The sequence below is a fragment of the Salipaludibacillus sp. CF4.18 genome, assembly GCF_051262595.1.
Lineage (GTDB): Bacteria > Bacillota > Bacilli > Bacillales > Salisediminibacteriaceae > Salipaludibacillus > Salipaludibacillus neizhouensis.
The window spans coordinates 1-24,567 of record NZ_JBIMEV010000010.1 but is presented as its reverse complement, the minus strand read 5'-3'; the positions used below and the strand labels follow the sequence as shown (position 1 = coordinate 24,567).

General features: G+C 38.6%; 21 protein-coding genes, 1 riboswitch and 1 other annotated feature. Of the genes, 3 read left to right on the top strand and 18 right to left on the bottom strand.

The window, feature by feature from the left end:
• Positions 1-42 precede the first annotated feature (42 nt).
• From polX to zapA, 3 genes are all read right to left on the bottom strand, one after another.
• A complete protein-coding gene (gene polX / locus ACHABW_RS08710) occupies positions 43-1,767 on the bottom strand; it encodes a DNA polymerase/3'-5' exonuclease PolX (protein ID WP_435754950.1) in 1,725 nt (574 codons plus the stop codon).
• A gap of 104 nt (positions 1,768-1,871) precedes the next feature.
• The gene (locus ACHABW_RS08705; RefSeq protein WP_435754949.1) at positions 1,872-2,414 is read right to left on the bottom strand and encodes a CvpA family protein; all 543 of its coding nucleotides are present in this window, start codon (positions 2,412-2,414) and stop codon (positions 1,872-1,874) included.
• A 5-nt stretch (positions 2,415-2,419) separates the two neighbouring features.
• Positions 2,420-2,671 (bottom strand): cell division protein ZapA, encoded by a 252-nt coding sequence (zapA, locus tag ACHABW_RS08700; RefSeq protein ID WP_435754948.1) that lies wholly within the window; start codon positions 2,669-2,671, stop codon positions 2,420-2,422.
• A 162-nt stretch (positions 2,672-2,833) separates the two neighbouring features.
• Here zapA and rnhC point away from each other — a divergent pair, with 162 nt between their 5' ends.
• Positions 2,834-3,781 carry a ribonuclease HIII gene (rnhC, locus tag ACHABW_RS08695; protein WP_435754947.1) on the top strand — a complete coding sequence of 316 codons (948 nt, stop codon included), beginning with the start codon at positions 2,834-2,836 and terminating at the stop codon, positions 3,779-3,781.
• A 241-nt stretch (positions 3,782-4,022) separates the two neighbouring features.
• Here rnhC and ACHABW_RS08690 read toward each other — a convergent pair whose 3' ends face one another.
• The 9 genes from ACHABW_RS08690 to ACHABW_RS08650 form a co-directional block, all read right to left on the bottom strand.
• Positions 4,023-7,508, bottom strand: coding sequence for a glycoside hydrolase family 3 C-terminal domain-containing protein (locus ACHABW_RS08690; RefSeq protein ID WP_435754946.1), 3,486 nt, complete (start codon positions 7,506-7,508; stop codon positions 4,023-4,025).
• A gap of 661 nt (positions 7,509-8,169) precedes the next feature.
• Positions 8,170-9,189: an ABC transporter substrate-binding protein gene (locus ACHABW_RS08685; RefSeq protein ID WP_435754945.1), complete on the bottom strand. Its 1,020-nt coding sequence runs from the start codon at positions 9,187-9,189 to the stop codon at positions 8,170-8,172.
• Entirely contained in the window at positions 9,186-9,941 is a 756-nt protein-coding gene (locus tag ACHABW_RS08680; RefSeq protein ID WP_435754944.1) for an ABC transporter permease, read from the bottom strand. The genes ACHABW_RS08685 and ACHABW_RS08680 overlap by 4 nt, the downstream gene beginning before the upstream one ends.
• Complete coding sequence (locus ACHABW_RS08675; RefSeq protein WP_435754943.1) at positions 9,938-10,696, bottom strand: ABC transporter ATP-binding protein; 759 nt, start codon at positions 10,694-10,696, stop codon at positions 9,938-9,940. Before ACHABW_RS08675 ends, ACHABW_RS08680 begins: the two co-directional genes overlap by 4 nt.
• Positions 10,689-11,363 carry a thiaminase II gene (gene tenA / locus ACHABW_RS08670; RefSeq protein ID WP_435754942.1) on the bottom strand — a complete coding sequence of 225 codons (675 nt, stop codon included), beginning with the start codon at positions 11,361-11,363 and terminating at the stop codon, positions 10,689-10,691. Before tenA ends, ACHABW_RS08675 begins: the two co-directional genes overlap by 8 nt.
• A complete protein-coding gene (locus tag ACHABW_RS08665) occupies positions 11,353-12,657 on the bottom strand; it encodes an acetylornithine deacetylase (RefSeq protein ID WP_435754941.1) in 1,305 nt (434 codons plus the stop codon). The genes tenA and ACHABW_RS08665 overlap by 11 nt, the downstream gene beginning before the upstream one ends.
• A 154-nt stretch (positions 12,658-12,811) precedes the next feature.
• Positions 12,812-12,913, bottom strand: a riboswitch (TPP riboswitch).
• 276 nt (positions 12,914-13,189) lie between these two features.
• Entirely contained in the window at positions 13,190-15,610 is a 2,421-nt protein-coding gene (pheT, locus tag ACHABW_RS08660; protein WP_435754940.1) for a phenylalanine--tRNA ligase subunit beta, read from the bottom strand.
• Between the two features lie 42 nt (positions 15,611-15,652).
• Entirely contained in the window at positions 15,653-16,687 is a 1,035-nt protein-coding gene (gene pheS / locus ACHABW_RS08655) for a phenylalanine--tRNA ligase subunit alpha (protein WP_435754939.1), read from the bottom strand.
• 133 nt (positions 16,688-16,820) lie between these two features.
• Positions 16,821-17,075, bottom strand: a binding site (T-box leader).
• A gap of 58 nt (positions 17,076-17,133) precedes the next feature.
• Positions 17,134-17,922, bottom strand: coding sequence for a TrmH family RNA methyltransferase (locus ACHABW_RS08650; RefSeq protein ID WP_435754938.1), 789 nt, complete (start codon positions 17,920-17,922; stop codon positions 17,134-17,136).
• A gap of 115 nt (positions 17,923-18,037) precedes the next feature.
• Here ACHABW_RS08650 and sspI point away from each other — a divergent pair, with 115 nt between their 5' ends.
• Positions 18,038-18,247 (top strand): small acid-soluble spore protein SspI, encoded by a 210-nt coding sequence (gene sspI / locus ACHABW_RS08645; RefSeq protein ID WP_435754937.1) that lies wholly within the window; start codon positions 18,038-18,040, stop codon positions 18,245-18,247.
• 62 nt (positions 18,248-18,309) lie between these two features.
• Here sspI and ACHABW_RS08640 read toward each other — a convergent pair whose 3' ends face one another.
• The 4 genes from ACHABW_RS08640 to ACHABW_RS08625 form a co-directional block, all read right to left on the bottom strand.
• Entirely contained in the window at positions 18,310-19,128 is an 819-nt protein-coding gene (locus tag ACHABW_RS08640; protein ID WP_435754936.1) for a YitT family protein, read from the bottom strand.
• Positions 19,129-19,384: 256 nt separating this feature from the next.
• A complete protein-coding gene (locus ACHABW_RS08635; protein ID WP_435755025.1) occupies positions 19,385-20,455 on the bottom strand; it encodes a M42 family metallopeptidase in 1,071 nt (356 codons plus the stop codon).
• Between the two features lie 213 nt (positions 20,456-20,668).
• Entirely contained in the window at positions 20,669-21,169 is a 501-nt protein-coding gene (locus ACHABW_RS08630) for a dUTP diphosphatase (protein WP_110934905.1), read from the bottom strand.
• A gap of 65 nt (positions 21,170-21,234) precedes the next feature.
• Entirely contained in the window at positions 21,235-22,218 is a 984-nt protein-coding gene (locus ACHABW_RS08625) for a M23 family metallopeptidase (RefSeq protein ID WP_435754935.1), read from the bottom strand.
• A 367-nt stretch (positions 22,219-22,585) separates the two neighbouring features.
• Between ACHABW_RS08625 and ACHABW_RS08620 the strand changes: the two genes are divergently transcribed.
• Positions 22,586-22,987, top strand: coding sequence for a sigma-w pathway protein ysdB (locus ACHABW_RS08620; RefSeq protein ID WP_435754934.1), 402 nt, complete (start codon positions 22,586-22,588; stop codon positions 22,985-22,987).
• Positions 22,988-23,198: 211 nt separating this feature from the next.
• Here the strand turns inward: ACHABW_RS08620 and ACHABW_RS08615 are convergent, their stop codons facing one another.
• Together ACHABW_RS08615 and ACHABW_RS08610 are read right to left on the bottom strand one after the other, a co-directional pair.
• Positions 23,199-23,774 carry a TVP38/TMEM64 family protein gene (locus ACHABW_RS08615; protein ID WP_435754933.1) on the bottom strand — a complete coding sequence of 192 codons (576 nt, stop codon included), beginning with the start codon at positions 23,772-23,774 and terminating at the stop codon, positions 23,199-23,201.
• A gap of 76 nt (positions 23,775-23,850) precedes the next feature.
• Positions 23,851-24,123 carry a DUF1294 domain-containing protein gene (locus ACHABW_RS08610; RefSeq protein WP_435754932.1) on the bottom strand — a complete coding sequence of 91 codons (273 nt, stop codon included), beginning with the start codon at positions 24,121-24,123 and terminating at the stop codon, positions 23,851-23,853.
• Between the last annotated feature and the right edge of the window lie 444 nt (positions 24,124-24,567).

The window sequence follows — 24,567 nt, the reverse complement described above, 5'->3', positions numbered from 1 at the left end:
AGTGATTAATCACGTTCTCAGTATCCTCTCTTTTACGGGGTCTTATCTATGTTTATCTATGAATTCCTTGAATTTTTCCGCTGACCACGTGTTCACCACATTATCTTTTACTAACCAGCCTCTTCTAGCTGTTTTCACTCCTATTGGCATATCGTCAAGCATATCAAAACGGTGGGCATCTGTATTCACAGCAATTTTCACACCGGCTGCTTGTGCTTTCTTCACCCATTCCGAAGATAAATCCAGTCGATTAGGATTTGCATTCAATTCTAATATTGTATCAGTTTCCACAGCTAATTCGAATAATTTTTCCATATTTACAGGATAACCAGCACGTTTTCCAATCACCCTGCCTGTAGGGTGAGCAATCATCGCGACGTGTGGATTACGACAAGCGTTTTCTAACCGTTTCATAATCGTATCTTCATCCTGTTGAAAGGATGAGTGAATAGAAGCAATAACAAAATCGACTTCTTTTAGGACATCATCGGTATAATCAAGACTGCCGTCTGGTAATATGTCCATTTCGATTCCAGTAAAAATTGTGATATCTTTTTCTTTTTCATTCAGCTTTTTCACTTCTTCATGCTGGCGCTTAAGACGCTCGACAGATAAACCATTTGCTACCATTAAATATTTAGAATGATCGGTTATGGCCATATGGGTATAGCCTTTTTCCTTGCACGCATTTACCATTTCTTCAATCGATTGCGCCCCATCACTCCATGTAGTATGCATATGAAGATCCGATTTTATATCAGAATGCTCGACAAGGGAATGTACACCCTCAAAAGCCTCCAGCTCTTCCATTCCTTCTCTTACTTCCGGTGGTATAAAAGCGAGATCAAAGTGGTTAAAGAAAGCTTCTTCCGTTTCAAAGTGCCTAACTTCCCCTGTCTCTTCATTCTCAACGCCATATTCACTTATTTTTTCGCCACGTTCCTTCGCTCGTTGACGTAAAAGTACATTGTGATCTTTAGATCCAGTGAAGTGATGAAGAATGGTTGCAAACGATTCGTCACGTACCATCCTGAAATCTACCGGCACAATTAGATCATCATATTGAAGTTCCACACTAACCTTCGTCTCACCATGACCGACGACCTCATAAATATGCTCCATAGAAACAAGAATATCTCCAACCGTTTTGGGATCCTCTGTTGATAGGATGATATCCAAGTCCTTTACTGTCTCCCGGCCACGTCTAAAACTTCCTGCTAACTCAAATCGTTCTATTTCGTTTATATTATTCAACCTTGCGATAAGATCCTCCGCTGCTGGACGCACTTGGGCAATTGATAACCGTTCTGGACGTTTTCCGAATTCTTCAACAGAAGCAAGAATCTTTTCTTCTGACTTCGCCCCAAACCCTGCCAGTGCGCGGACTTTGTTTTCTTCACACACTGTTCGAAGAGAATGGACATCTACAACATCCAGTTCCTGATAAAGTTTACCAATTTTTTTGCCGCCAAGACCAGGTAATTTAAGTAATGGTAATAAGCCATCAGGAATTTCTTCAGCTAGTTCTGTTAAGAGTGAGGTTTCGCCATGAGTGACCAATTCCTCGATAACTCCAGCTGTTCCTTTTCCAATCCCAGTTAATTTCGAAGGATCCTCAATTTCCGCCATCGTACGTTCATCTCGCTCTAATGCTTGTGCAGCCTTTCTATAAGCAGAGATTTTAAAAGGATTCTCTCCTTTGATTTCTAAATACACTGCTATACGTTCAAGAGCCTGAATTACATCTTTTTTATTTAATATTGTCATAATGTCACCTCATATTATTCCAGAACTTTTAATCACCTTTCATCATATCCAAACGAGTTACTAGGACGCAAGTAATAAGAAAACTTCTCGTCTATGACGAGAAGTTACTTCTTTTTCCCTTCAATCCATAATGTTTTAAGTTCATCTGAAATGATAGGTGTGTATTCAAATATCATCTGAGCAAAGGAAGACCCTTGCAATATCGATTGAACGATATCTACTTGTACTAATGCAGCTAAGTGAAGGAGAACAACGATTACCACTAATCCCTCTATAAAACCTAATATACCGCCTAACCAGCCATTCAGAAAATGTAGAATTGGCAAATGTGCAATAAAATCAAACAGCGATCCAATCACTTGCATAATTATTTTTGTGATAATAAACAAAGCTGCAAAGGCGATCCCATTGTAATAAACCATTTCCATATCAAAGTTTTCTACTAACAAGCCCATTCCACCCTCTTCAGAGAGCTGTGGAAATGGAATCCAAAGTCTTATGTAGCTTGCTAGTTCTTGATAATATAAATATGCGACGACAAATGATACGACAAGACCAAGTAAGTGAATGACTTGTAAAATAAACCCTCTGCGAAATCCAATGAAAAAACACATAATTAAAATAAAAAATAATATAAAACTCAGCATCTTTGTTAGTCCTCATCTTTCTTTTCATCTTCCAACTGCGATAGTAAATGAATATACTCGCTTCCAATATTGACAGCTGTTAATACAGCAAGCTTTGTTGAATCTAAATAAGGATTAAGTTCCTTTAATTCTCTCATCTTATTATTAACCAATTCTGCTACTTTGTTAACATAGTCAGAGCCTTCCTTACTGACGATGGTGTATTGCTGGCTATTTATAGTAACAACTGTTCGACTTTTTTCTTTATCTTCTCCCACCAATTAACCCCCGTTCGTCAAAGAAATCCTGTCTTATATCATAACATGTCAGGTTACGTATGAAAATAATTTAATATATTTTTCCATTTAAGATGAAAACTAACCGCATTTTGTCTATACTTTAAACACCTCAGTTTTTCTGAGTGGAGAGGAGCAAATCTAATGAGCTACGAAGTAATCAACGTTCAAACAAAAACTGCGAGTAAAATGAAAAGCCATTACGCTACATATATAAAAGACAAAGTTCCCCAAGGTGCTTTGTTTGCCGCAAAGTTACCACAATGCAGTATTACTGCTTATAAATCAGGCAAAATTCTTTTTCAAGGAAAAGGTGCATCAACTGAAGCTGCAAAATGGGAACATACAAAGCCGGCTAGCACTTCAAAGAAAGAAACAAAAACCTCTAACTCTGTAGATGACCACAAATACTATCCGCCTCAGAATATTGAGGAACAAATTATACTCGGTAGTGATGAAACCGGGACTGGGGATTATTTCGGTCCAATGACTGTTGTCTGTGTGCATTTGACAAAAGAGCAGATGGCTACCATTGACAGCTGGGGGGTTAGGGATTCGAAAACAATTAAAGATGATGTTATTAGAAAACTAGCTCCAAGGCTAGTAAATGAATGCACGTATAGTTTACTTGTATTAAAGAACGAAAAATACAATGCTATGCAGGAAAAAGGTATGAATCAAGGACAAATGAAAGCACTGCTTCACCATCAGGCTATTATGAATGTTATGCAAAAATGTACTGAAAATAACCTTGATTTTCAAGGAACATTAATCGACCAGTTTGTAGGTCCAGCCCGTTATTTTGAATATCTGTCATCTAAAGGTAAGTCATGGAAATCCGATAAACCTCTTTATTTTGCAACAAAGGCGGAAGGAATTCATCCTTCTGTAGCTGCTGCTTCTATCCTCGCGAGATATTCCTTTTTACAGGAAATGGATCGTTTAGAAGCAAACCTAGGGAAACCTATTTTAAAAGGTGCTGGACCAAATGTTGATCGTGCCGCGAAAGATATTCTAAAAAGTCACGGTCAAGAGACGCTCTATAACATCGTTAAGTGGCATTTTTCTAATACAAAGCGTGTTATGCAGTGAGTTAAGAAGGATTTATAAGAAGGTTGTTTTTATTAGAAAGAAATCGGTTTATTATGTTATTCAACTCAAATCGAATAACATAATAAACCGATTACGGATCCCAACTCTATCCTTCATCCAACAGAAAAGGGCCAGGATCCACAAACAGACATTGTCCATTTGTGACCTGAGCCCATATCCTTTCTTATGAAGCCTACAACTTTTAGCAAACTACTTTAGAAACTTCTCGTCTCTGTTTTACTTACTTATTTCCGGATTTTTTACCTTTCCCTTCTATATCTTTCTCTTCGCTTGCATCAGTCCAGGACAAACTGTCAATTCTTAAATCAGCTTCATTAAATACAACATAAAGATCGTGTACTCCTGAAATCTCTTTTATTAAGTCACCGGTTACATCTTCATAACCCAACTCGTTAACCTCAACCTCCGTGTTTTTGGCGGTATACGTGACTGGGGCTGTAACTGGTACATCAATCAACGCAATAGCTTCACTATCAGGTGAGCCAGCATGCAATGAGATTTGACCACCCTTTACATTCGTAGCTACATTCGCGGTAACTTGCTTTATTTTTGAAAGATTGACATTTGGTATAGCCACCCACGATCCAGCTTCCTTAGATCTAACTGCATGGTAACCACCTACAACCTTCTCTTCTTTTAGACTTGATGCCGTTCTATCCTTTGAAACTTCGTGATAGATTACTTCATTAGAAGCAAAACTATGGTCGAATACATTAAACGTTTTATCTTGTAAAGTTGTTAATTTTTTGCCATTAATTTTAACTACTTGATCGTCTTTAATGTTTTCAGATGATGTTCCTACCATTAACGTATATTGACCTTTTTCCACAATGAAATCACCTAGGTTAACATCCCATACGGCAAAGTCTTCCGGATCAACCGTTAACGTCACAGTTTTTGTTTCACCTGCAGCAATTTGAAGCTTTTCAAAAGCAACCAATTGTTTTTTAGCAGCATAATCACCATAAGCTGATTCATTGTTCTTTACATACAACTGGACTACTTCAGCTGTATCTACTGTGCCTGTATTTTTTACGTTAACCGATACATCAAATGGCTTGTTTTTATTTACATTGGAAGCAACCGTAAAATCACTATATTCAAAGTCACTGTATGATAACCCATAGCCGAATTCATAGGTTACTGGTGCATCTGTGTACATATACGTCAAATCCGATTCAATTGGATCTGAGTTAGTCATGTCCACTGTAAAACGAGGATCTACAGCAGCCAACGTATCTGTATTGCCTTCAGGAATCGAATACTCACTGATAGAAGGTAAAGCAGATATATCTTCATACCATGTAGAACTGAGTCTACCTGTTGGTGCATAGTCCCCATACAGAACTTCAGTTAATGCATAAGATTCATATTGCCCTGCATATGGTTGATATACAATGGCGGAAACATTTTCATTGTTTTGAATTTCTTCCATACCCACTGGGAAGCTGGATTTAACGACTACAACAGTCTTTTTATTCTCTTGTGCGAAAGCATTTGAGACCTTTTCAACTAATTCATAGTCTGCATCTCCCATTTTCAGGCTTGAACGGTCATTGCCTTCCCCTGCACTATGACGAGGAATTGCTCCAACGAACACAATTGCATAATCTTCTTCTTTCGCACGAGCAGCTGCTTCTTCACCAACATCTTTTACCACGGTTTCTACAAATTTTACATTGTCACCGCGGTCAGCAGCTTTTTCCAAATCACCCAATTCGTCGGAAGCAACTAAACTTCCATCTTCATTCGTTGTAATAAATCTACCTTCTGAATAATACCAATTGGAGAAATCGCCGCTAAAGCCTGTACGATAACCATTGGTAACGATGGAAGTTGTTTCATCTTCATTCTGCTCCATTCGTAATCGTGGTGGAATATTACTAGTATTTCCATCCATTTCAGCAAGATTCCAGTCATTATTTGTTAGATTAAGAAGTGTTCCGTCTGTATTTTCAACAGCAGTACCTTCGGAATTTGGAGAAGTTACCCACCGTCCATTTAATACAGATTTTAAACTAGATCCATCTTGTCCCCAGTCATATAGCTCAAATAAATGTGCATCATTTTCTGCATCGAATGGTTCTTGTGTTGTTGTGAGTGCTGAACCTTCTTCTACTGCATTTTCATTCGCAGATACTGCCTCACCTTTTAGTTTTGACGTAAGACCAATAATCGGAGCTCCTGAGTGATAGGAAACATTATCACTTCCGATTTCATTGATGATTCCTAATAACGGTGAATTACCGGAATTATCAATATCAGGTGTTTGATTCACAGAATAAGTAGTTTTAAACCTAGCATCCGCATAAACTCCTGATATGGCTGCCTTTTCATCTTTATTTAATGGCAATACACCATCATTCTTTAACAGTACAATACTTTCTTTTGCAGCTCTCATAGCCACCTCTTGATGTTCTTCATCGCTGTAGTCAGATATTGTATCGGAGACATCTTTAGCATCAGAAGCAAATGGATAATATTTTGGTACACCATCTTCATCTACTTCGTTAAATATCCCAACACGCACCATTTGATTCATGTGTGATCGAGCTGAATCGATTAAATCTTCCTCCGTAATTCCATATAACCCAGTTTCCACAGCATTAACTAAATTAAGCACATCTTCTGCTTGAGCTTCTGTGTCAACACTAGGACGTCCTGCTTGTGCATCTGCAAGAATCATTAATACATTTGCGTGAGTGCGATCAACCGCATATTTCGTATCATAACCATTGCCAAACATATTTTCACCGAACACATGAGCATCTCCATTGAAATCTGGTGAACTATACACGCCATATTTAGAGTGATTGTTCGCGTGTATCTGGTAAGGTGATAGAATGTTTGGAACTCCGTTCGTTCGACCAAATGAAGTCATAACGCCTGATAAAGCACCTGAACTAAGCCCTTTCAAAGGACTACGTGTTTGATATTCAAACAATGAACGTGGCCCGGCACTATTATTAGCAGATTGGCGGAACCATTGTGCATTATAGACAGAGTAGTGTTTCGTCCCTACTGCTGCTCGCATCCAAAAACCATCGTCACTTTCTGACTGATCCGTACCGCCTAGGCCAGCTGCCATAGTATCAATCATTGCCCCTGCCATGAAAGTGTCCTCAGAGAAACCTTCATCAAACCGACCACTTAATGGGTTGATCCGCATGTCACTTACAACAGAAAAGGCTACGGTTTGAGAGAACTTATCCGGATCAGCACCCCAACCTGAAGGGTGTAAATTTGAATCTCCCTGTTTAACCTTTAGAGTACTTATCTTCTCGTTACCTATAACTTTACCAATATCAGTTAGCAGGTTCTTGTTCCATGACTGTCCCATTCCAATTAACGAAGGAAAATCTGTGGAAACACCTTGTACATTATCCGCTGCGGACAACGCACCTGGAATCACTTTACCTGCATGCTCCCCTTGTTGCAAAGTGTAGTGGTTTCGTGCACCGGAAGCGTAAACAGCAGCACCTTCAAGACCCGTGTATTCAAAATAAGTGTCTACAAACTCATCTAAATGCTCTGGATTCCCATCAAATAATGGCATCCCATCAAACACACCGTCAACCTGTTTCTTAAATACAATATCCTCGTTCTTATCTGCTCCATGAACAATTGGAGCAAGCTCTGTGCCGATTAGCGTTATTCCGAGTAAGGTAAAAATAAAAGTTTTCGTTAATTTCTTAAAACGTCGCATTCTCATCTCCCTTTCCTTTTTTGAAAACGCTTGCAATAAAAAGTTCTAAACTACCTTCGAGGCCGTTTTATATGTATGTAATAAATTCTGAGAAGAGCGACCTCTTTCAATTGAATATTTAAAACTAACTTACATCCACCTCCTTTTCCAGTTCATATGGAGTAAAGCTGTTCCCCATACATTAAACCAATGTTAATGTTTTCAAAGATTATTAACAACTTGTGATTTTAACTATTTAGGGTTAATTATTTAACTATTCTGAAATTATGTTAGATGAATAGCATTTCAGTCTTAGGCGGCTATCTCATAAATACCATCCACATTCAGTAGCCAAAAACAGCTTACCTCACACACATTCAGGAACACTTGGGACACAGCAACATAAATTCAACGATAGACATATACTCGCATGACAAAAAATAGCAAAAAAGAGGCCTCCAATAAGCACGGAAACTTAATGGAAAACCTCTCTCAAATTATCATATGGACTAATATCTGTGGTTAATTCGCTCCTGTTTCGTGTTTATACACTTAGCAAGACCACCTCAAAGCATAGCTCAAGGCGGCTTGGCTAGCTTCTCCGCGGAAAGCAAAGCATGGAGGAAGCATTCTGGCCTTATAAAAACAGCAAACTTTCTTCCGAAGAGTTTTTCAGCACTACCTATTCCACAATATTAACAAAGATTTCGTCTAATGAGGGTTCTTCCTCTATTAAACCGGACTCTTTCATCCAATCGATCGTTTCTTGCCATGACTCTTCATCCTGACTGCCAAAACCTTGATCGGATTCCATAAGTGGTAACAAAATCTCTAAACTCTCTTTTTCTACTTCCTCTATTAATGGAAAGTTGGCTTCATCTTGGTTACTGAGAAGAATTTCCAAAGCTTCTTCAGGGTTATCACGCGTAAATTCATAGCCACTTGTAGCACCACGCCAGAACGCTTCAATGGATTCACTTTCCTCTTCCCACGTATCATCATTTGTTACAAAAACCAATTCATAGAAACTTGGTACACCATAATCTGTAGGGTTAAAGTTTCTCGTTTCGTGTCCTTCATGGCTTAGGACGGGAACTTCGTGATTAATATACGCGCCAGTTACAGCATCGACCTTCTCGCTTACAATCGAGGATCCAAGCTCAAATCCCACATCGACCATGTCAACTTCTTCAAAATTACCACCGTCGTTTTCAACCATCGTTTGAACTAAAGCTTCATTCAATGGAATTCCCGGATAGCCTACTTGTTTCCCCGCTAAATCACTAGGTGACTCGATGTCACTGTCTTCTAAAAATATTGTACGGTTCAACGGCGAACGTACGATAGCACCTACTGATTTTATCGGAACATCTTGGTTCGCTCTTGCTGTAACTACGTCTGGTTGATAGGTAATTCCTAATGTAATTTGCCCGGATGCCGCTAAATTAATCGGATCAGTCGGATTAGCCGGAAACTGAATATTGACCTTTAACCCTTCCTCCGCAAAATAGCCATTTTCAATTGCTGCATACAAGTAACTATGCACCGCATTCGGATACCAATCCAACATAACATCTATCTCAGTCAACTCTTCTTCAGAAGTTTCGGTACTACCTCCACCTTCTGATGCTTCTTCTGTTGCACACGCAACTAACATACTGACCGTAAAGACGGACACCAAACCTAATAAACTCTTTTTCATTCTGTTTCCCTCCACTTTAACGTTATTTTTTCTAGTAAAGTAACACCTAAAAATAAACTAATACCAATAAACGATAAGATGACGATTGGTGCGAATACACCCGCACCGTCAAATTGAGTCATCATTCTGCGACTAAAGTAACCAAGTCCTGCCTGCGCTCCTAACCATTCTCCAATTGCCGCACCAATCACACTTAAAGTGACCGCAACTTTTAAGCCTGAGTAAAAATGAGGGATTGCAGATGGTACGTACAGTTTTAAAAATAAATCCTTTTTTGTTGCCCCCATTGTCAACAGCAGATCTTTGAATTCTCTACTGCTGGATCGAAGCCCATCAAACGTATTCACAGCAATCGGAAAGAAAGTAATCAAAATTGTAACTGCCACCTTGCTCCACAAGGAATATCCGAACCAAAGTACAAAGATTGGCGCTAAAGCAATGATGGGAATCGTTTGAGATGAAATCATTAACGGGTAAAATGTTTTTTCGGCGATTCTACTTGCTCTCATCCAAACAGCCAGGCCAACTCCTAAGACAACGGATATAAAAAGACCGGTTACGATGACTAACAGTGTCGCTGGGAAGTGAACAAGAAAAAGAATTCCCTTGATTTCCCACAACTTCCCTAATACCTGAATCGGGGACGGTAAAATAAATGTCATCCCTATCAATCTAGCAATCCACTCCCATAATACGAATAAAAGGATCACTAGACTTAGTGGAGCAAGATAATCTTTCCATGTTGTTTTCATGTGATTGTCGACCTCAATTCAAACATCAACTCTTTTTTTACTTCTAACAGATCCGCAGAATAAAGATCTTCCAATCTCCGAGGACGATTTAAAGGCACCGTCACTTCTTTCAGTTCCTTGATGGGTGTTTCGGTTAACACAAACACTCTATCTGCTAAGAACAACGCTTCATCTACATCATGAGTAATGAAAATAATAGTTGAGCCTTGTTTTTCCCATTGCTGCAGAAGCCACTCTTGCATAGACACCTTTGTTATGGCATCTAAGGCGCTAAATGGCTCATCCAACAGAAGAATCGGCGAACCACTCAGTACAGTCCTTAGAAAGGAAACACGTTGCCGCATCCCCCCAGATAATTCCGATGGAAACTTGTCTCTTGTTCCATTCAGTCCGAATTCATCAAGTAAGGGAATGATTCGCTTATGAGCTTCTTTTTTACTAACCCCTTTTATTTCCAATGGTAACGCAGCATTGTCCAGTATCGATCTCCAAGGAAGCAACAAATCCTGTTGTGGCATATATCCTACGTGTCCTAACCGGTTCGCCTTTTTTCCCCCATCTAATCTAATCGATCCTCTTGTTGGTTCTTCAAGCCCTACCGTTAATTTAAAGAGCGTACTCTTTCCGGAACCACTTGCACCAATAATGCTCACGAATTCACCCTGTTGAACAGCGACATTTAATTCCATGAATAAATCGTTCTCGTAAGGGTATCCAAAACTCATGTCCTTAAATTCCAGCGCAGAATTACTCATCTGTCGGCCACATTTCCTGATTGTAAGCCATATCCCAAAACATATATTCAAACCGAGTTGTGTTAAGGAAGATTCCTTCTAAGTAGGTTTTTTCCGTTTCCGTGGTATTCTCTGCTAATTTATCCAGTAGTTCAATACACCACTCCGCTAATTGTCCGAACTCCTCTGAGCTATACATTTGAATCCATTCCCCGTAAAAATCATGCTCTTTGGCTCCTGGTATTTCACTTAGTTCTTTCCCAATCTCCCAATAGCTCCACATGCACGGCAGGACAGCAGCTACTAAATGTGCAAGTGTCCCGTTTTGACCAACATGGAGCATATAGTGACTGTAAGCTAAAGTCGTTGGTGATGGTTTTGCCTGTTCGAATTCTTTTGCAGTAATACCAAATTTCTTGCCATATTCTCTGTGCAGCGACATTTCTTCATTTAGCGTAGAATCAAGTAGTTCCGCAAACTTACCCATTGTTTCCACATCTTTTGCCTTCATTGCACCTAATGCAAATAATTTTGCGTAATCAATTAAATACAAATAATCTTGAATCATAAAAAATCGAAACTTTTCTTTATCGAGTGTGCCATCTCCTATCCCTTGGACAAACGGGTGAGCGTGGTTTTTTCTCCAGATTGGTAATAGCTTTTCATGTAGGCGATGACTAAAGGTCATTCAGCTTCTCCTCCTCTTTTTCCGTGTGACTCCATGTGTAAATAAATTCCAGTAAAATTTTTGTGAAATCTACTAATTGATCAATCGATACTTTTTCATTCACAGCGTGTGCATTCGTTAGATCTCCAGGTCCATAAATGACTGTTGGGATACCTTCTGCGGCTAACCATCCCCCGTCTGTAACAGTTGGCGATACATCTATCTTCGCTTCCGCATGAAAGGTTCGGTAATGAGATTGTGACAACAATTGGACACCTGCATGCTCCGGGTCGACTTCAAGTGAAGGGAATATTTCTCCCCGGTCTTCGATCATCGACGTTCCTCCCCACGTAAATGATGGAGGATTATCTTTCAGCCATAGGTCTCCTTTTGAAACATTGAGAATATGTTCTTCTATTTCTTTCGTAACTTTTTCATATGTTTCGTCAGGATAATAATGCACTGTAATCCACAATCGACACTCATCAGCAATAAAAGCCGCATGTCGTCCACCCTCAATTACTGCAGGATTGATCGTATTTGTACCAGGTGGGCACCCCGGATAACTTTTGGTGATCGCCCAATGCCGTTCAAGCTCCTGTAGTCCTTGAATGACTTTACTCATCTTTTCGATAGCACTGGCAGCAACTAACTTTCCTCCAGCATGGATCATATTTCTTCGCGTAGCATCGTGGTAAGTTTGGTTACTCTTGATTGTGATCCAACCTGTTATCACGCCCCCCTGTCCTTGAATATGTAAGTCACTAGTGTCTACGACAATCGCAAAATCTGCCTCCGCCCCTTTTCCACGTTTACAACATTGGAGTGTTCCAGCTTCTCCGACCTCTTCCCCAATAACTGACTGCAAAGTGATGTCCCCTGGCAGTTCAATCTCGTATTCTTTCAAAAGTTGTAATGCAAATAATGCAGACCCTAATCCGCCTTTCATGTCAGCTGCCCCACGGCCAATCAAGTGGCCATTCTCTACAACTGGGATAAATGGATCACCTATCCACTTTTCGTCAGGGCTCACCTCTGCCACGTCCATGTGACCATTAATAATTAGGCTTTTATAGTTATCTGTGTTCGTGCCCTTTAAAACACCAACCACGTTTGGATCATTCGGGTACACATCCCACATATCTACCGTATAACCTAACTTTTTCAAATGTGCGCCGACATATTCTTGTGCCTCTTGTGTATTTCTAGCTGGAGGAGCTGGTGTTTTATACGTGATTAACGTTTTCACCAAATCAAGTAATTCCCCTTGTCTTTCCTCTACCTTTTGCTTCAAAAAATCAACGTCATTTCTCAAAAAAATCATTCCCTTCAAATAGAAACAAAAATCTCTAAATGTGTTACGTACTTGAAAAAAAATACAAAAAAACCACTTCTGATAGAGAAAGAAGTGGTTTAAAACAAAGTCAATAGAGAATGACAATTCAGTTTTGAGGTGAATTGTTTCCGTTCTAATGAATACACATCTTCCCTACGCTAGTACGAACTAGATCAGGTTATAAGGGTTAAGACCAATGTCTCTCTCAGCTTTGAAAGCGCCCCTAGAGTGAAAATATTTAGTTTTTTAAGAAAAACGGCATAGCCGTCTTTTCTTAAATACAGCGTGATCTTTAAAGCCACCCCCCGAGTAGCACCTACGTAGTGCGTGTAGGTGCTACTCAATAGGAGGCGAACTTCCCTTTATGCTTGTGGCGTAAAGATAGCTGTCAGCTTATAAATTTTTACCTCTAAATAAAGTAATACTGTTTTAATATCTGTTAATATTTGTATCATAGAAATAAAAGAACTTCAATACTTTATTTTAATTGATACTGCATTCATTTACTGGCTTAAGCTCTTAACGTAGCGCCTAGTTTCTCTTCTAATCCTTCGAGAACCTTGTTATGAACGGCAACTACTTCAGCGTCAGTCAATGTTTTTTCAGGATCAAGATAACGTAATGAAAAAGCTAACGATTTTTTACCAATCTCTAAATGCTCCCCTTGATATACGTCAAACACATTTACTTGAGTCAGCAACGTTCCGCCGTACTCTCTGATTACTTGTTCAACTTCTCCAGAGGTGAGCTTCTCATCAACTACTAATGCAATATCCCGGTCAATAGCAGGATATTTTGGAATAGGCTGGTAACGAAGTGTGTCGTTATTGGCGTTAACTAACTCAGACACGTTCAATTCGAATACATACGTAGCCGGTAAAGACCATGTTTTCTGAACCGTAGGATGAATCTGTCCAACGATACCAATTTCCTTGCCATCAATCATTATTGAAGCTGTTCTGCCAGGGTGAAAACCTTTCTTATCAGCAGTCTGTACAAATTGAATATCTAAAATGTCCCATTCAGCTAATAGACCCTCTAAAATACCTTTGACAACGAAGAAATCAATGACTTTTTTCTCGCCTTGCCAGCTATGCTCTTGCCATAATCCCATGAAGGCTGCAGAGATATACGTCTTTTCTTCTGGCTGGACCGTTATCGTTTGTTCTTTTGCATGAAAAACCGAACCAATTTCATACAAATGAACATTATATTGATTGCGGTTCTTGTTATGACTTAACGCGTCCAATAAATGCGGAAGAAGGGTTGTTCGCAGTGAACCTCGATCCTCACTCATCGGCAAGGCTACATCAACGTGATGTACACTTTCCTCAGTAAAGTGATCATCCTTCGCTTTTTTCGTTAACGAATAGCTGATTGCCTCATCTAATCCAACACCTTCCAGAAAACGGCGAGCCTTCCGTTTTTTCCATTGAACTTCGGTTAATCCACCGGGTGTTGAAGGTGTATTAGGTAATGTTGTTGGAATATTATCATATCCGTATAGTCTGGCTACTTCTTCCACAATATCTGCTTCAATAGTGATATCTTGACGTCTAGTTGGAACAGCTACCGTAAACGTACCGTCTTTTTCCTTCACAGAAAACTGTAATTTAGTGAAAATATCCTCTACATCACTCACCTTTAAATCTGTTCCGAGTACGCCATTAATTTTAGCTAATGATATCGTCACTTCATTGGATGAGCGATCTAGTTCATCAAACTCCACAGGACCTTTTAGAACTTGTCCACCAGCAAGCTGCTGAATGAGTGACGTTGCCCGGATTCCTGCTTCTGCTACACGATTTGGATCGATACCTTTTTCGAATCGAGAACTTGCATCACTTCGTAAGCCTAAATCTTTTGAAGCTTTCCGAACAGTAGTATCATTGAAATAAGCAGCCTCCAACAATATATTTTCGGTATCATTTTGCACTTCAGATGTCGCCCCACCCATGACACCAGCGATTGCAACAGGGTCTGTACCATTGGTGATAACTAGATGCTCCCCTGATAATGTCCGCTCCGCATCATCCAAGGTAACCATTTTTTCCCCTTCACGTGCACGACGAACTACTACTTCCGCCGAGGCAAATCGATCTAAGTCAAATGCATGTAACGGTTGACCATATTCCATAAGAACATAATTCGTCACATCGACAACATTGTTAATCGGACGAATGCCGGCTGCCATCAAGATTGTCTGAAGCCATAAAGGAGACTCTCCTATTTTAACACCGCGAATAATCGTTGCTCCGTAGTATGGATTATCTCCACTTGTTTCTACATTTACAGAAATATAGTCACTAGCTTTCTCACCCGAGGAAACGACCGCTGGTATCGGAAGAGTGATCTCGCGTCCCAGAATTGCTGCTACTTCATAAGCAACACCAATCATGCTCAAACAATCTGCCCGGTTTGGTGTTAAATCCAGTTCAAGTACCGTATCGTTTAAACCTAATGGTGCTAATGCCTCTTCGCCAGCAACCATTTCCTGTGGGAATGCAAAAATTCCTTCGCTGTATTTTTTCGCGACAAGTTTGCTTTCAAAACCTAATTCTTGAAGAGAACATATCATCCCTTCGGATACTTCTCCTCTAAGTTTTGCCCGTTTAATTTTCATACCTCCAGGAAGTCTTGCCCCCACTTTTGCAACTGCAACAAATTGACCCGCCGCAACATTTTTTGCACCACAAACAATTTGTACAACTTCCCCTTCACCAACATCTACCTGACACAAATTTAACTTATCTGCTTCAGGGTGCTTCACACACTCCAACACTTTACCAACTACAAGATTTGTAATCCCCTGATTTAAGTCTGTAACTGCATCGACTTCTACACCACTTCTCGTTAATTTTTCAGCTATTTCCTGCGGTGATAAATCATCTATATCGATATATTCTTTTAACCATTGATAGGAAACTAACACAGTATCTTCTCCTCCTTGGACTCAAATGAGTCGTATCTTCCGTTAAACTCGTTTAAACTGCGATAAAAATCTTGTATCATTTGTATAGAAATGCCGGATATCATCAATTCCGTACTTCAGCATAGCAAATCTTTCTACACCCATTCCAAAGGCAAAACCAGAGTATTTTTCCGGGTCAAACCCACTCTTACGTAAGACATTTGGGTGCACCATACCGGAACCAAGAACCTCAATCCAACCTGTCTGTTTACACGTACGACAGCCTTTTCCAGCACACATTGCACAAGTGATGTCTAATTCAGCAGATGGCTCTGTGAAAGGGAAAAAACTTGGCCGTAACCGAATTTCTCTGTCTTCCCCAAAATATTTTTTAACAAAAGTTGCAAAAATTCCTTTAAGATCACTCATACGAATTCCTTCATCTACGACAAGGCCTTCAATTTGCATGAACTGATGTGAATGTGTCGCATCATCTTCATCTCTACGATAGACTTTTCCCGGACAGATTATTTTAACTGGCCCTTGACCTTCATGTTTTTCCATTGTTCTTGTTTGAACCGGTGATGTTTGCGTGCGCATTAATAGGTCAGAGGTTAGGAAAAACGTATCCTGCATATCTCTCGCTGGGTGATGTTTCGGTAAATTTAAAGATTCAAAATTATAATAATCCGTTTCAACTTCCGGACCTTCCGCAACAGTGAAACCCATTCCGATGAATATATCCTCTATTGTTTCAACGACAGACGTTAGTGGATGACGTGAACCTTTTTGTGTAGGTCTTCCTGGTAAAGTAACATCAATACTTTCTTTCTGTAACTTTTCCAGCATCGCTTCTTCTTCAAATGTTTTTTCCTTTTTTTCAATATAACTTGCCACAGATTCACGAACTTCGTTTGCCTTTTGCCCCACTTTAGGCCGCTCTTCTGCTGATAATTTCCCCATCCCTTTCATTACTTCGGTGATGGGACCTTTTTTACCTAAGTATGCAATCCGTACTTCTTTTAAATCATTCAAATTTTTAGCATCAGCAACTTTAGTCATGGCTTCATCGTGTAGTTCTTGTAATCGATCTAACATGGCTTTTCCTCCTTTAATATAGGGCTCTGTTAACATAGTTGAACAACTCCAGGACTGATTGTAGGTCGCGTGGTTTCATCGTCAACTATCATCTGGACAAAGCCTTAAAAACAAAAAGAGCCCTCCTCCCAAAAAAAGGGACGAAGACTCGCGGTACCACCCTTGTTAATACATCCATTAAAAGAAATAATCTTCTCGGTGATGTATTCACTCAAATAAAGAAGATAACGGTCTTCTTGCCGGATCATCTTCACAGTAAAAAAACTGTGCTCCAATGTCAACTCCAGAGTGAATTCTGCTGGATTCCTCATAGAAGTGCTCTCAGTCTATGGCACTTCCTCCCTTGATGGGAACAATTCAGCATACTACTCTCTTTCTTCGTTTTTCCATTCATTTATCATCTGTTAAATATTATATAAAATTTAACACGTTTTCGCAAATCGTTTTTATGCACCTCTTAGATGGTAGACCAATATTCCTGTAGCTATTGCCACATTTAATGATTCCGCTTCTCCAAAGATCGGAATATACAAGTTCTGGTCAGCAAGATTCAACAGCTCTTCCTGTACACCATTTCCTTCATTACCTACAACAAGCGCAAAATGCTTTTGCGGTTCAATGGCTGTATATGTGCTTCCTTTCAAGCTAGTTCCGAATACAGGGATATCATTTTCCTTACAAAGTTCAATCGCTTCTTCCAAATCCATTTTTTGCACTGGTAAATGAAAAAGCGATCCTTGCGTAGAACGAATCACTTTACCGTTAAAAAGATCGGTAGTTCCGTGCCCAAGGACTACTCCTGACATTCCTGCTGCATCGGCGGTCCGTATCATGGCTCCTAAATTCCCAGGATCCTGGACACCATCAATAAATAAATACCTTCCCTCATCCAAAAGAAGATTAATGTTTTCAGGTTGTTCACAGATTGCAGCTACACCTTGAGGAGTTTCAGTTTCACATAATTCTTTCATTACACGCGCAGTTACAACTAGTTGATTTAGCTGTGTAACATTCCATTCCTTTGGTATATCGAGGCCCTCTTGAATAATCAGCTGATTAATCACAAGTTGAGATTTCAGTGCTTCCTCAATCAAATGTTTTCCTTCAATCAAAAATAACCCCGATTTATCTCTTTCTTTTTTAGTATGGAGTTTTTTCCAAGCTTTTATTTTCGGATTTTGTAAAGATTCAATTTTTTCCATGAATATTTCTCCTTTCCGTTCCATCAGTAACATTATTCGCTTTAATTGGTTACATAATTCTGAACGGTATCATCCATACTATAACAGATTCCTGAAAGTTTAACGATTAAATCATCTAAAATCGGTGTAAAAGAAAGGATAGAAGCTAATGAGTGGATTTAATTTACGCGGCGCTATTTTACAAAATGTTTCAGGTAGTAGTTCAGAAGACGTTGAGGCAACAATAGTGGACGCTATCCAAAGTGGAGAAGAAAAAATGCTTCCTGGACTCGGAGTTTTAATGGAAATTTATTGGAATCAAGCAAACGAAGAAGAAAAAGACGCTTTAGTTGAACAAATTTCAAGTGGATTGCAATAATATTTGTGAAAAAAGGTGTCTTAAATTTTTTAAGACACCTCATTTCAATAACTCACTCTACATCATTCTCTTCGAAAGTTACCCATAACCTCCATACTCTCACTTACACTTACGAAAGCATTTGGATCAATTTCTTTTAATAGCGGTTTTATAATTGCTAACTCATACCTTGTAATAACCGTGTAAAGAATTTTTTTACTTTCTCCTGAATACGCACCTTGCCCCTCTATCACGGTTATTCCTCTAACTAAATTTGCTAATAATGCTTTTTTTAACTCGTCACCCTGATTCGTTACAACCATCAAACTAAGTTTAATATGTCTCGTGTGAATCCTGTCAATTACGAGGCCGGTAATATAAATCGACAGCATTGTGTATAATGCTAATTCCCAAGCAAAGAGGAAACCGGATATAAACACGACAAGAGAATTTAAAAAGAAAATCAGGCCGCCAAGGGGTACATCCCACTTTTTAATCAACACGAGACTAATTACATCAACCCCACCTGTTGATCCGTAAAAACGAATGATAATTCCAATTGCAGCACCAGCAAGAACCCCACCAAAAACAGATGATAGTAAAGCATCCTCTGTGATTCCAAAAATAGGAATATAAATCATGGAAATAGAAGTTACTGCAACTGAAAATATTGTGTTGCCGACAAATTGCTTGCCGAGCTTTCTCCAGCCTAAAATAACAATGGGAATGTTAAGGAGAATAACCCAGTATCCCGCATTTATTGGCGTCTTTAAACCAAATAACATAGCAAGACCAGTTACTCCACCTGTTAGTATTTCATGCGGCAAAAGAAATAGGTTAAAAGCAAAACCTATTAAAACAGATGCAAAAAAGATAATAAGTAATCGGTAAACATTATTCACTGATATACACCACACTTCGATATTATTAAAGGATGTCCTAAAGGAAACATTCTGATTCATGGTTGAACCAAAGGTAGAATTAGAATAAAACACACTTAGACTAAAGAGACATGCCTTTTGAAAAATATATAATGAATTACTTTTTGAAGTATAGAGTTGTGGCGTGTTTAAGTCAATAGATTATATTACATTTTTAATCAAACGGAAAAAAAGCCGCTCAGAAGCCGAAGCCTCTAAACAACTTTTCAATACCACTTTAATCAAACGTAATTGCATCCACTGTTTTACGATCCATTTTCTTAATTACCTCTACAATTAACTGCACCGCATTTTCAAAGTCATCACGATGAAGAATCGCCGCATGTGTATGAATATAGCGAGTTGCAATTGTAATAGATAACGCTGGTACACCGTTTGCTGTTAAATGGATAGAGCCAGAATCAGTTCCTCCACCCGGTACCGCATCAAATTGATAAGGAATTTTTTTCTCGTCAGCTGTGTCTGTCACGAAATCGCGAAGTCCCTTATGACCCACCATAGAAGCGTCATACATAATAATTTGAGGACCCTCACCCATTTTTGCTAAGGCATCCTTCTCGGTTACTCCTGGTGTATCTCCTGCAATTCCTACATCTACTCCAAAGCCAATGTCCGGCTGAATATAGTGGGCGGAAGTCCGTGCACCGCGAAGACCTACTTCCTCTTGAACGGTACCAACACCGTATACCGTATTAGGGTGTTCTTCGTTTTTCAGTCTTCGAAGCACTTCGATTGCAATGGCACAGCCGATTCGGTTATCCCATGCTTTGGCCATCAATAATTTTTCGTTTTTCATGACAGTGAAGTCACAAACGGGAACAATCGAGTCACCCGGTCGTACTCCGAATTCCGCCGCTTGTTCTTTGCTGGTTGCCCCGATATCAATAAACATATCTTTCTTATCCATCGATTTTTTTCGAGCCTCAGGTGCGAGGATATGTGGCGGCTTTGAGCCAATCACTCCTGGAATATTTCCATTACGAGTCATCACTGTCACTCGTTGAGCAAGCATTACTTGCTCCCACCAACCACCAACCGTTTGAAACTTAACAAATCCACGGTCATCAATACTGGTCACCATAAATCCAATTTCGTCAAGGTGACCTGCCACCATGATTTTTGGACCATCTGTTACCGTTCCAGTTTTTTTCGCAATCAAACTTCCTAGATGATCTGTACTCACTTCATCTGCAAATGGAGAAATATACCTTTTCATCACTTCACGAGGTTCTCGTTCATTTCCAGGAATCCCGTTAGCGTCCGTTAATTCTTTTAACATTTTTAACATATCTTCCACGTTTAAATGTCCTCCTTCAAATTATTGAAAATTATGTATCTACACTAGTATAAAGATTTCTAAAAAAGATCTCAATTCTTTTCGCTTGTCGAAATAAATAAGAAAAGCGTCCGTCAACAGCGAATTTTAGAGTATTTTCTCCGTCATTCACAAGAGTCTCACGTTTTTTTAAAACAATCATCGAATTAAATAGGGTTATTTTCTTTAGTAACCTTCATCCTGTCTCGTATGATTCACCTCGTTCTTCTGCATGTATGCTTGTCCAATTTCCCCTTCGGTAAAACCAAGACTTGCCCCAACATTTAAATATTCAAGAAATAATTTTTCATAATTTGCTCTTGTTTTTTCTTTCCTTAGCCTTTGAATATGGTCAATAACTTCGAAAAAGAGACCTACCAGTTCCACGTCAGAAGAATGAGATGCCTCGGGATAGTCATAGTTAGAATGATCATTAAAGTTTAATTCAATACCTGTAGAAAGGAGGAAGTGAATTCCATCAACATATTCTTCTAAAATAACTTCACGTTCAGATGGACCTTTTTCACTCCAAAACTTAAAGCATCTAGTTTCATTGATAAGCTCTGCTACTTCGACCTGAAAGGCCATGATTTTCCTCTCCAGTAGTGGTTCTGATGATAATAAATGCTTATCTTCAATATACTTATCCAATTTTTTTTGCATTAAAAACATTTCTTTAAAATTCATGCCTAATCATCCTCTAATAATATTTACGAAAAAGAAGTATTTTACTTGTCAATCTTCCTATTTTTTTAAAAGCCTATTACTTTCTCTCCTCGAACAGGGCTTGTTTCATCTTTAAATCTAATCTGAAGTGATTTTGCTTGCTGCCAGTCAGCATTATCCGCTACATGATAATGAATGTGAGGTTCACTGGAGTTCCCTGAATTGCCGCATAATCCTAAAATATCGCCAGCGTATACATTATCACCAGTTTTCACTTGTACACTTCCTTCTTGAAAATGAGCAAGCACACTGTATTCTCCATTTCCATGATCAATGACTAGATGGTTCCCCAGTGGTTCTTTTTCATTTGTATCAACTGTTGGCGTATTATCTGCAATGGTGTTTTCGGATGCCACAACAGTACCATCTTCGGGGGATAGGACTAATTCACCAAAAGCATAGTAATTTTCATTTTTTCCAGGATTACCTTTAAAAGTAGAGCCATTTTTCATAATAACCAGGTCATAGGCGTAACGTTGACTTTCAACTGGATAATGATAATTGACAAGTTCATTCGTGCCGCCCCAAAACGTAAACCATTCATTTAAGACTGGCATAGTGTAAGTCATCTCTGTATAAGTTTTATTTTGTTGAACAAAATCAGTCAATGGTAAAAGCTCTAAACCTTGAATCGTATGATCTTCTGAAAAATAGCTTCGTATCCCTTTATCTTTTGTTTCATTTATCCATTGATATTCTGTATATTCGTTTAAAGATAACTCGGAAACAAGTTCATAAGATTTAACACCTTCATTAAAGTTTTTACCTAGATCCGTAAACTCTTCTGCACTCACAATGCCGCGAAAATCACCGCTCGTCTGATGATAAACTTTTGCAATATCTCCATTCAAAAAAGTATCTGGAAAATCCTCAGGTGTTATGACGAATTCTTGATCTGCATTGCTCTTCTCTTTATCACTCTTTCGAGCAACTTCACTTGAGCATCCCGAGGCTAATGTTAAGATTAATAGTGGCAGTGCAATCATTTTATACTTTAATTGTCTCATCATTTACCCTCCTAATATTTCCCTAATTTACTATACGGAAAAACAAGAGACAAAGTTTCATTCTTACGCAACCTTATGACACAGTATACTCTTTGAGTTATAATATACCTAAGATTTCAAACATAACACAAGTAAATAGTGTTTCGAAATATTTTGCACGAAACAAATACTTGTAAACTTTCTTCATATCCTTTCATTATTTATGAAACTTTAATTACTATGTAAACGTAACTTATAGTAATGGAAAGTTTTATCTGTCAACTAGAGTTTTAAATCGAAACAAATTCGGGAATCTTTTAATAAAGAAGTGTTATCGAAAACGCTGCCTTAACATTAATTTTTTTAAAGATCCTTTGAAGGAGAGATGATCATGACTGTGATCCTGTTCCGATTATTCCTTCTTATCGCTGTTGGAATCATTATTTTTAGTATTACGAAATATTTGCTTGACCCACGTAGAAAACTTGAAGCCGCTTATCGGGAGGGTGATTTTTACCTTTTAGATGAAAGCGGAAATGTAAGGAAAAATGTTATATTTACTTTTGGGAATGCTATGTTCGAAGGAGAAAAATTTCTAGGAAGTACGGATGACTCCTTTGAAGTTACCTCAATTATGGTTGGTACAGAAGACTCTGATCAACTTCATGGCTTAAGCACAACAGATTTTCATTTCATTGAAAAAGAATTAACGCTTCGTTATCCAAAAGCAACGATAGAGTGGAGAAGTCCTATAAAGGAATTATTAAAAAGATTAGACAGGCAAGGAAAATAAAGTAAGCATTCAACATAGATCTAGTAAAAAACGCGGTCGCAAATTAAATTGCTACCGCGTTTTTATATTTTGGTTTTTCATCACAGAATTTTTTTGAAGAACTATCGGCTAGCTCTCCTTGGACAATCCACGAGCCTTCCAGCTCTGCATGAATCAAATCCTTCCTAGTTCAAATATAAGAACCCTCGTACTTAATAAAGATTTAAATCCTTCATACTGCTTTACGGTGAAAAAAACGCTCCCATTTATAGACTACAGTGCCCCGTTTACCTAAATAATAAAAAATTAGGGCTAACAAGCCGAAAAATAGTAAAGACACATACCAAGGCATTTCAGTAATTGCCTGCCCGAAAGCCGTAAATAAAACCGATGGGAGGATAACCCCACCAACCGAGTATTTTATATACTGTCTATATGAGGTAGTCATTTCCATTAAATAAAGCGAAAGTAAATGAAAATGGACAAAAGGCATCATTCTTAAAATCATTACCTGACCAATTGTTAGAATTCTATCTCTAAAAACTTTTTGTTTTAATCGTGTTATTTTTGTTCGAAATCCCGGAAAAATTTCAATAAGTTTAAAGAACATTCCGCTCATTAGTGTTAAACCAATGATCGAATAGATCGTTCCATGAATAAATCCAAAAAAATAACCTCCTGCAATACATATAACAATGACAGGGAGAAAAAGTAAAGGTCTTATTACATGCAATAGAATAAACAAGACTGGAGCTAACCAACCTGCTTCTTCTATGATACGAGGAATCGATTCATTGAATGCTTCCATAGCTGTGTCATCCTCCTCTCTTCTATTTCTATGCGAATAAATTTAAAAATGTTCAAGCTATCTAAAGTATTTTAATTTACAGGACCAAATACATCACTAATCCTACTTGTGCAACAAATATTAAAGGAAGCCCTATCACAAATTTAAGTTTACTTGTTTTATGACAAATAACTTTGGAACTAATATGCATGCTTATTGCCCCACCTAAGATAGCTACTATGAATAGATTCTTTTCAGAAATTCGCCATTGCTGTCTCTCGGCTTTTTTCTTATCCATTAACATTAGTGTCATACCAACAATAGAAATGATAATAATATAAACAATAGCAATCAAGAAGTAATTTTCCATGTTTTTATAGACTCCTTTTCACTTGTAAATGGCTCTTATCATGAATGTTAAGAAAAACGCGTAGTGTCTTTTATTAAATACAGCGTGAGCTTTCGCCACCCCGGGTAGAACACGTATGCGTGTAGGTGCTACCTTGGCATAAAGGTAGCTGTCAGTTTTTACTTTCTTATCTGTTAAGAAAAATTGCATTTCAGTCTTAAAAAACTTAGTATCCTTTTTCTATTTCGTTGCTTTTATTATCACGGAAGGTTGTTTGGAAGAATTACCGCTCGCTTTCCGTGGATGATCCGCGAGCCTCCTCGAGCCAAAAAACGCTCTGCGGGGTCTCGCTTGGATCATTCTTCCACAGGAGTCTCGCGGATTCGTCCAAACAACAATTTTTTATCAAAGCAGTTTACGTAACCGTTATTGCTTCTGAAAAAGCTCGAAGTAGCGAAGGCGGCG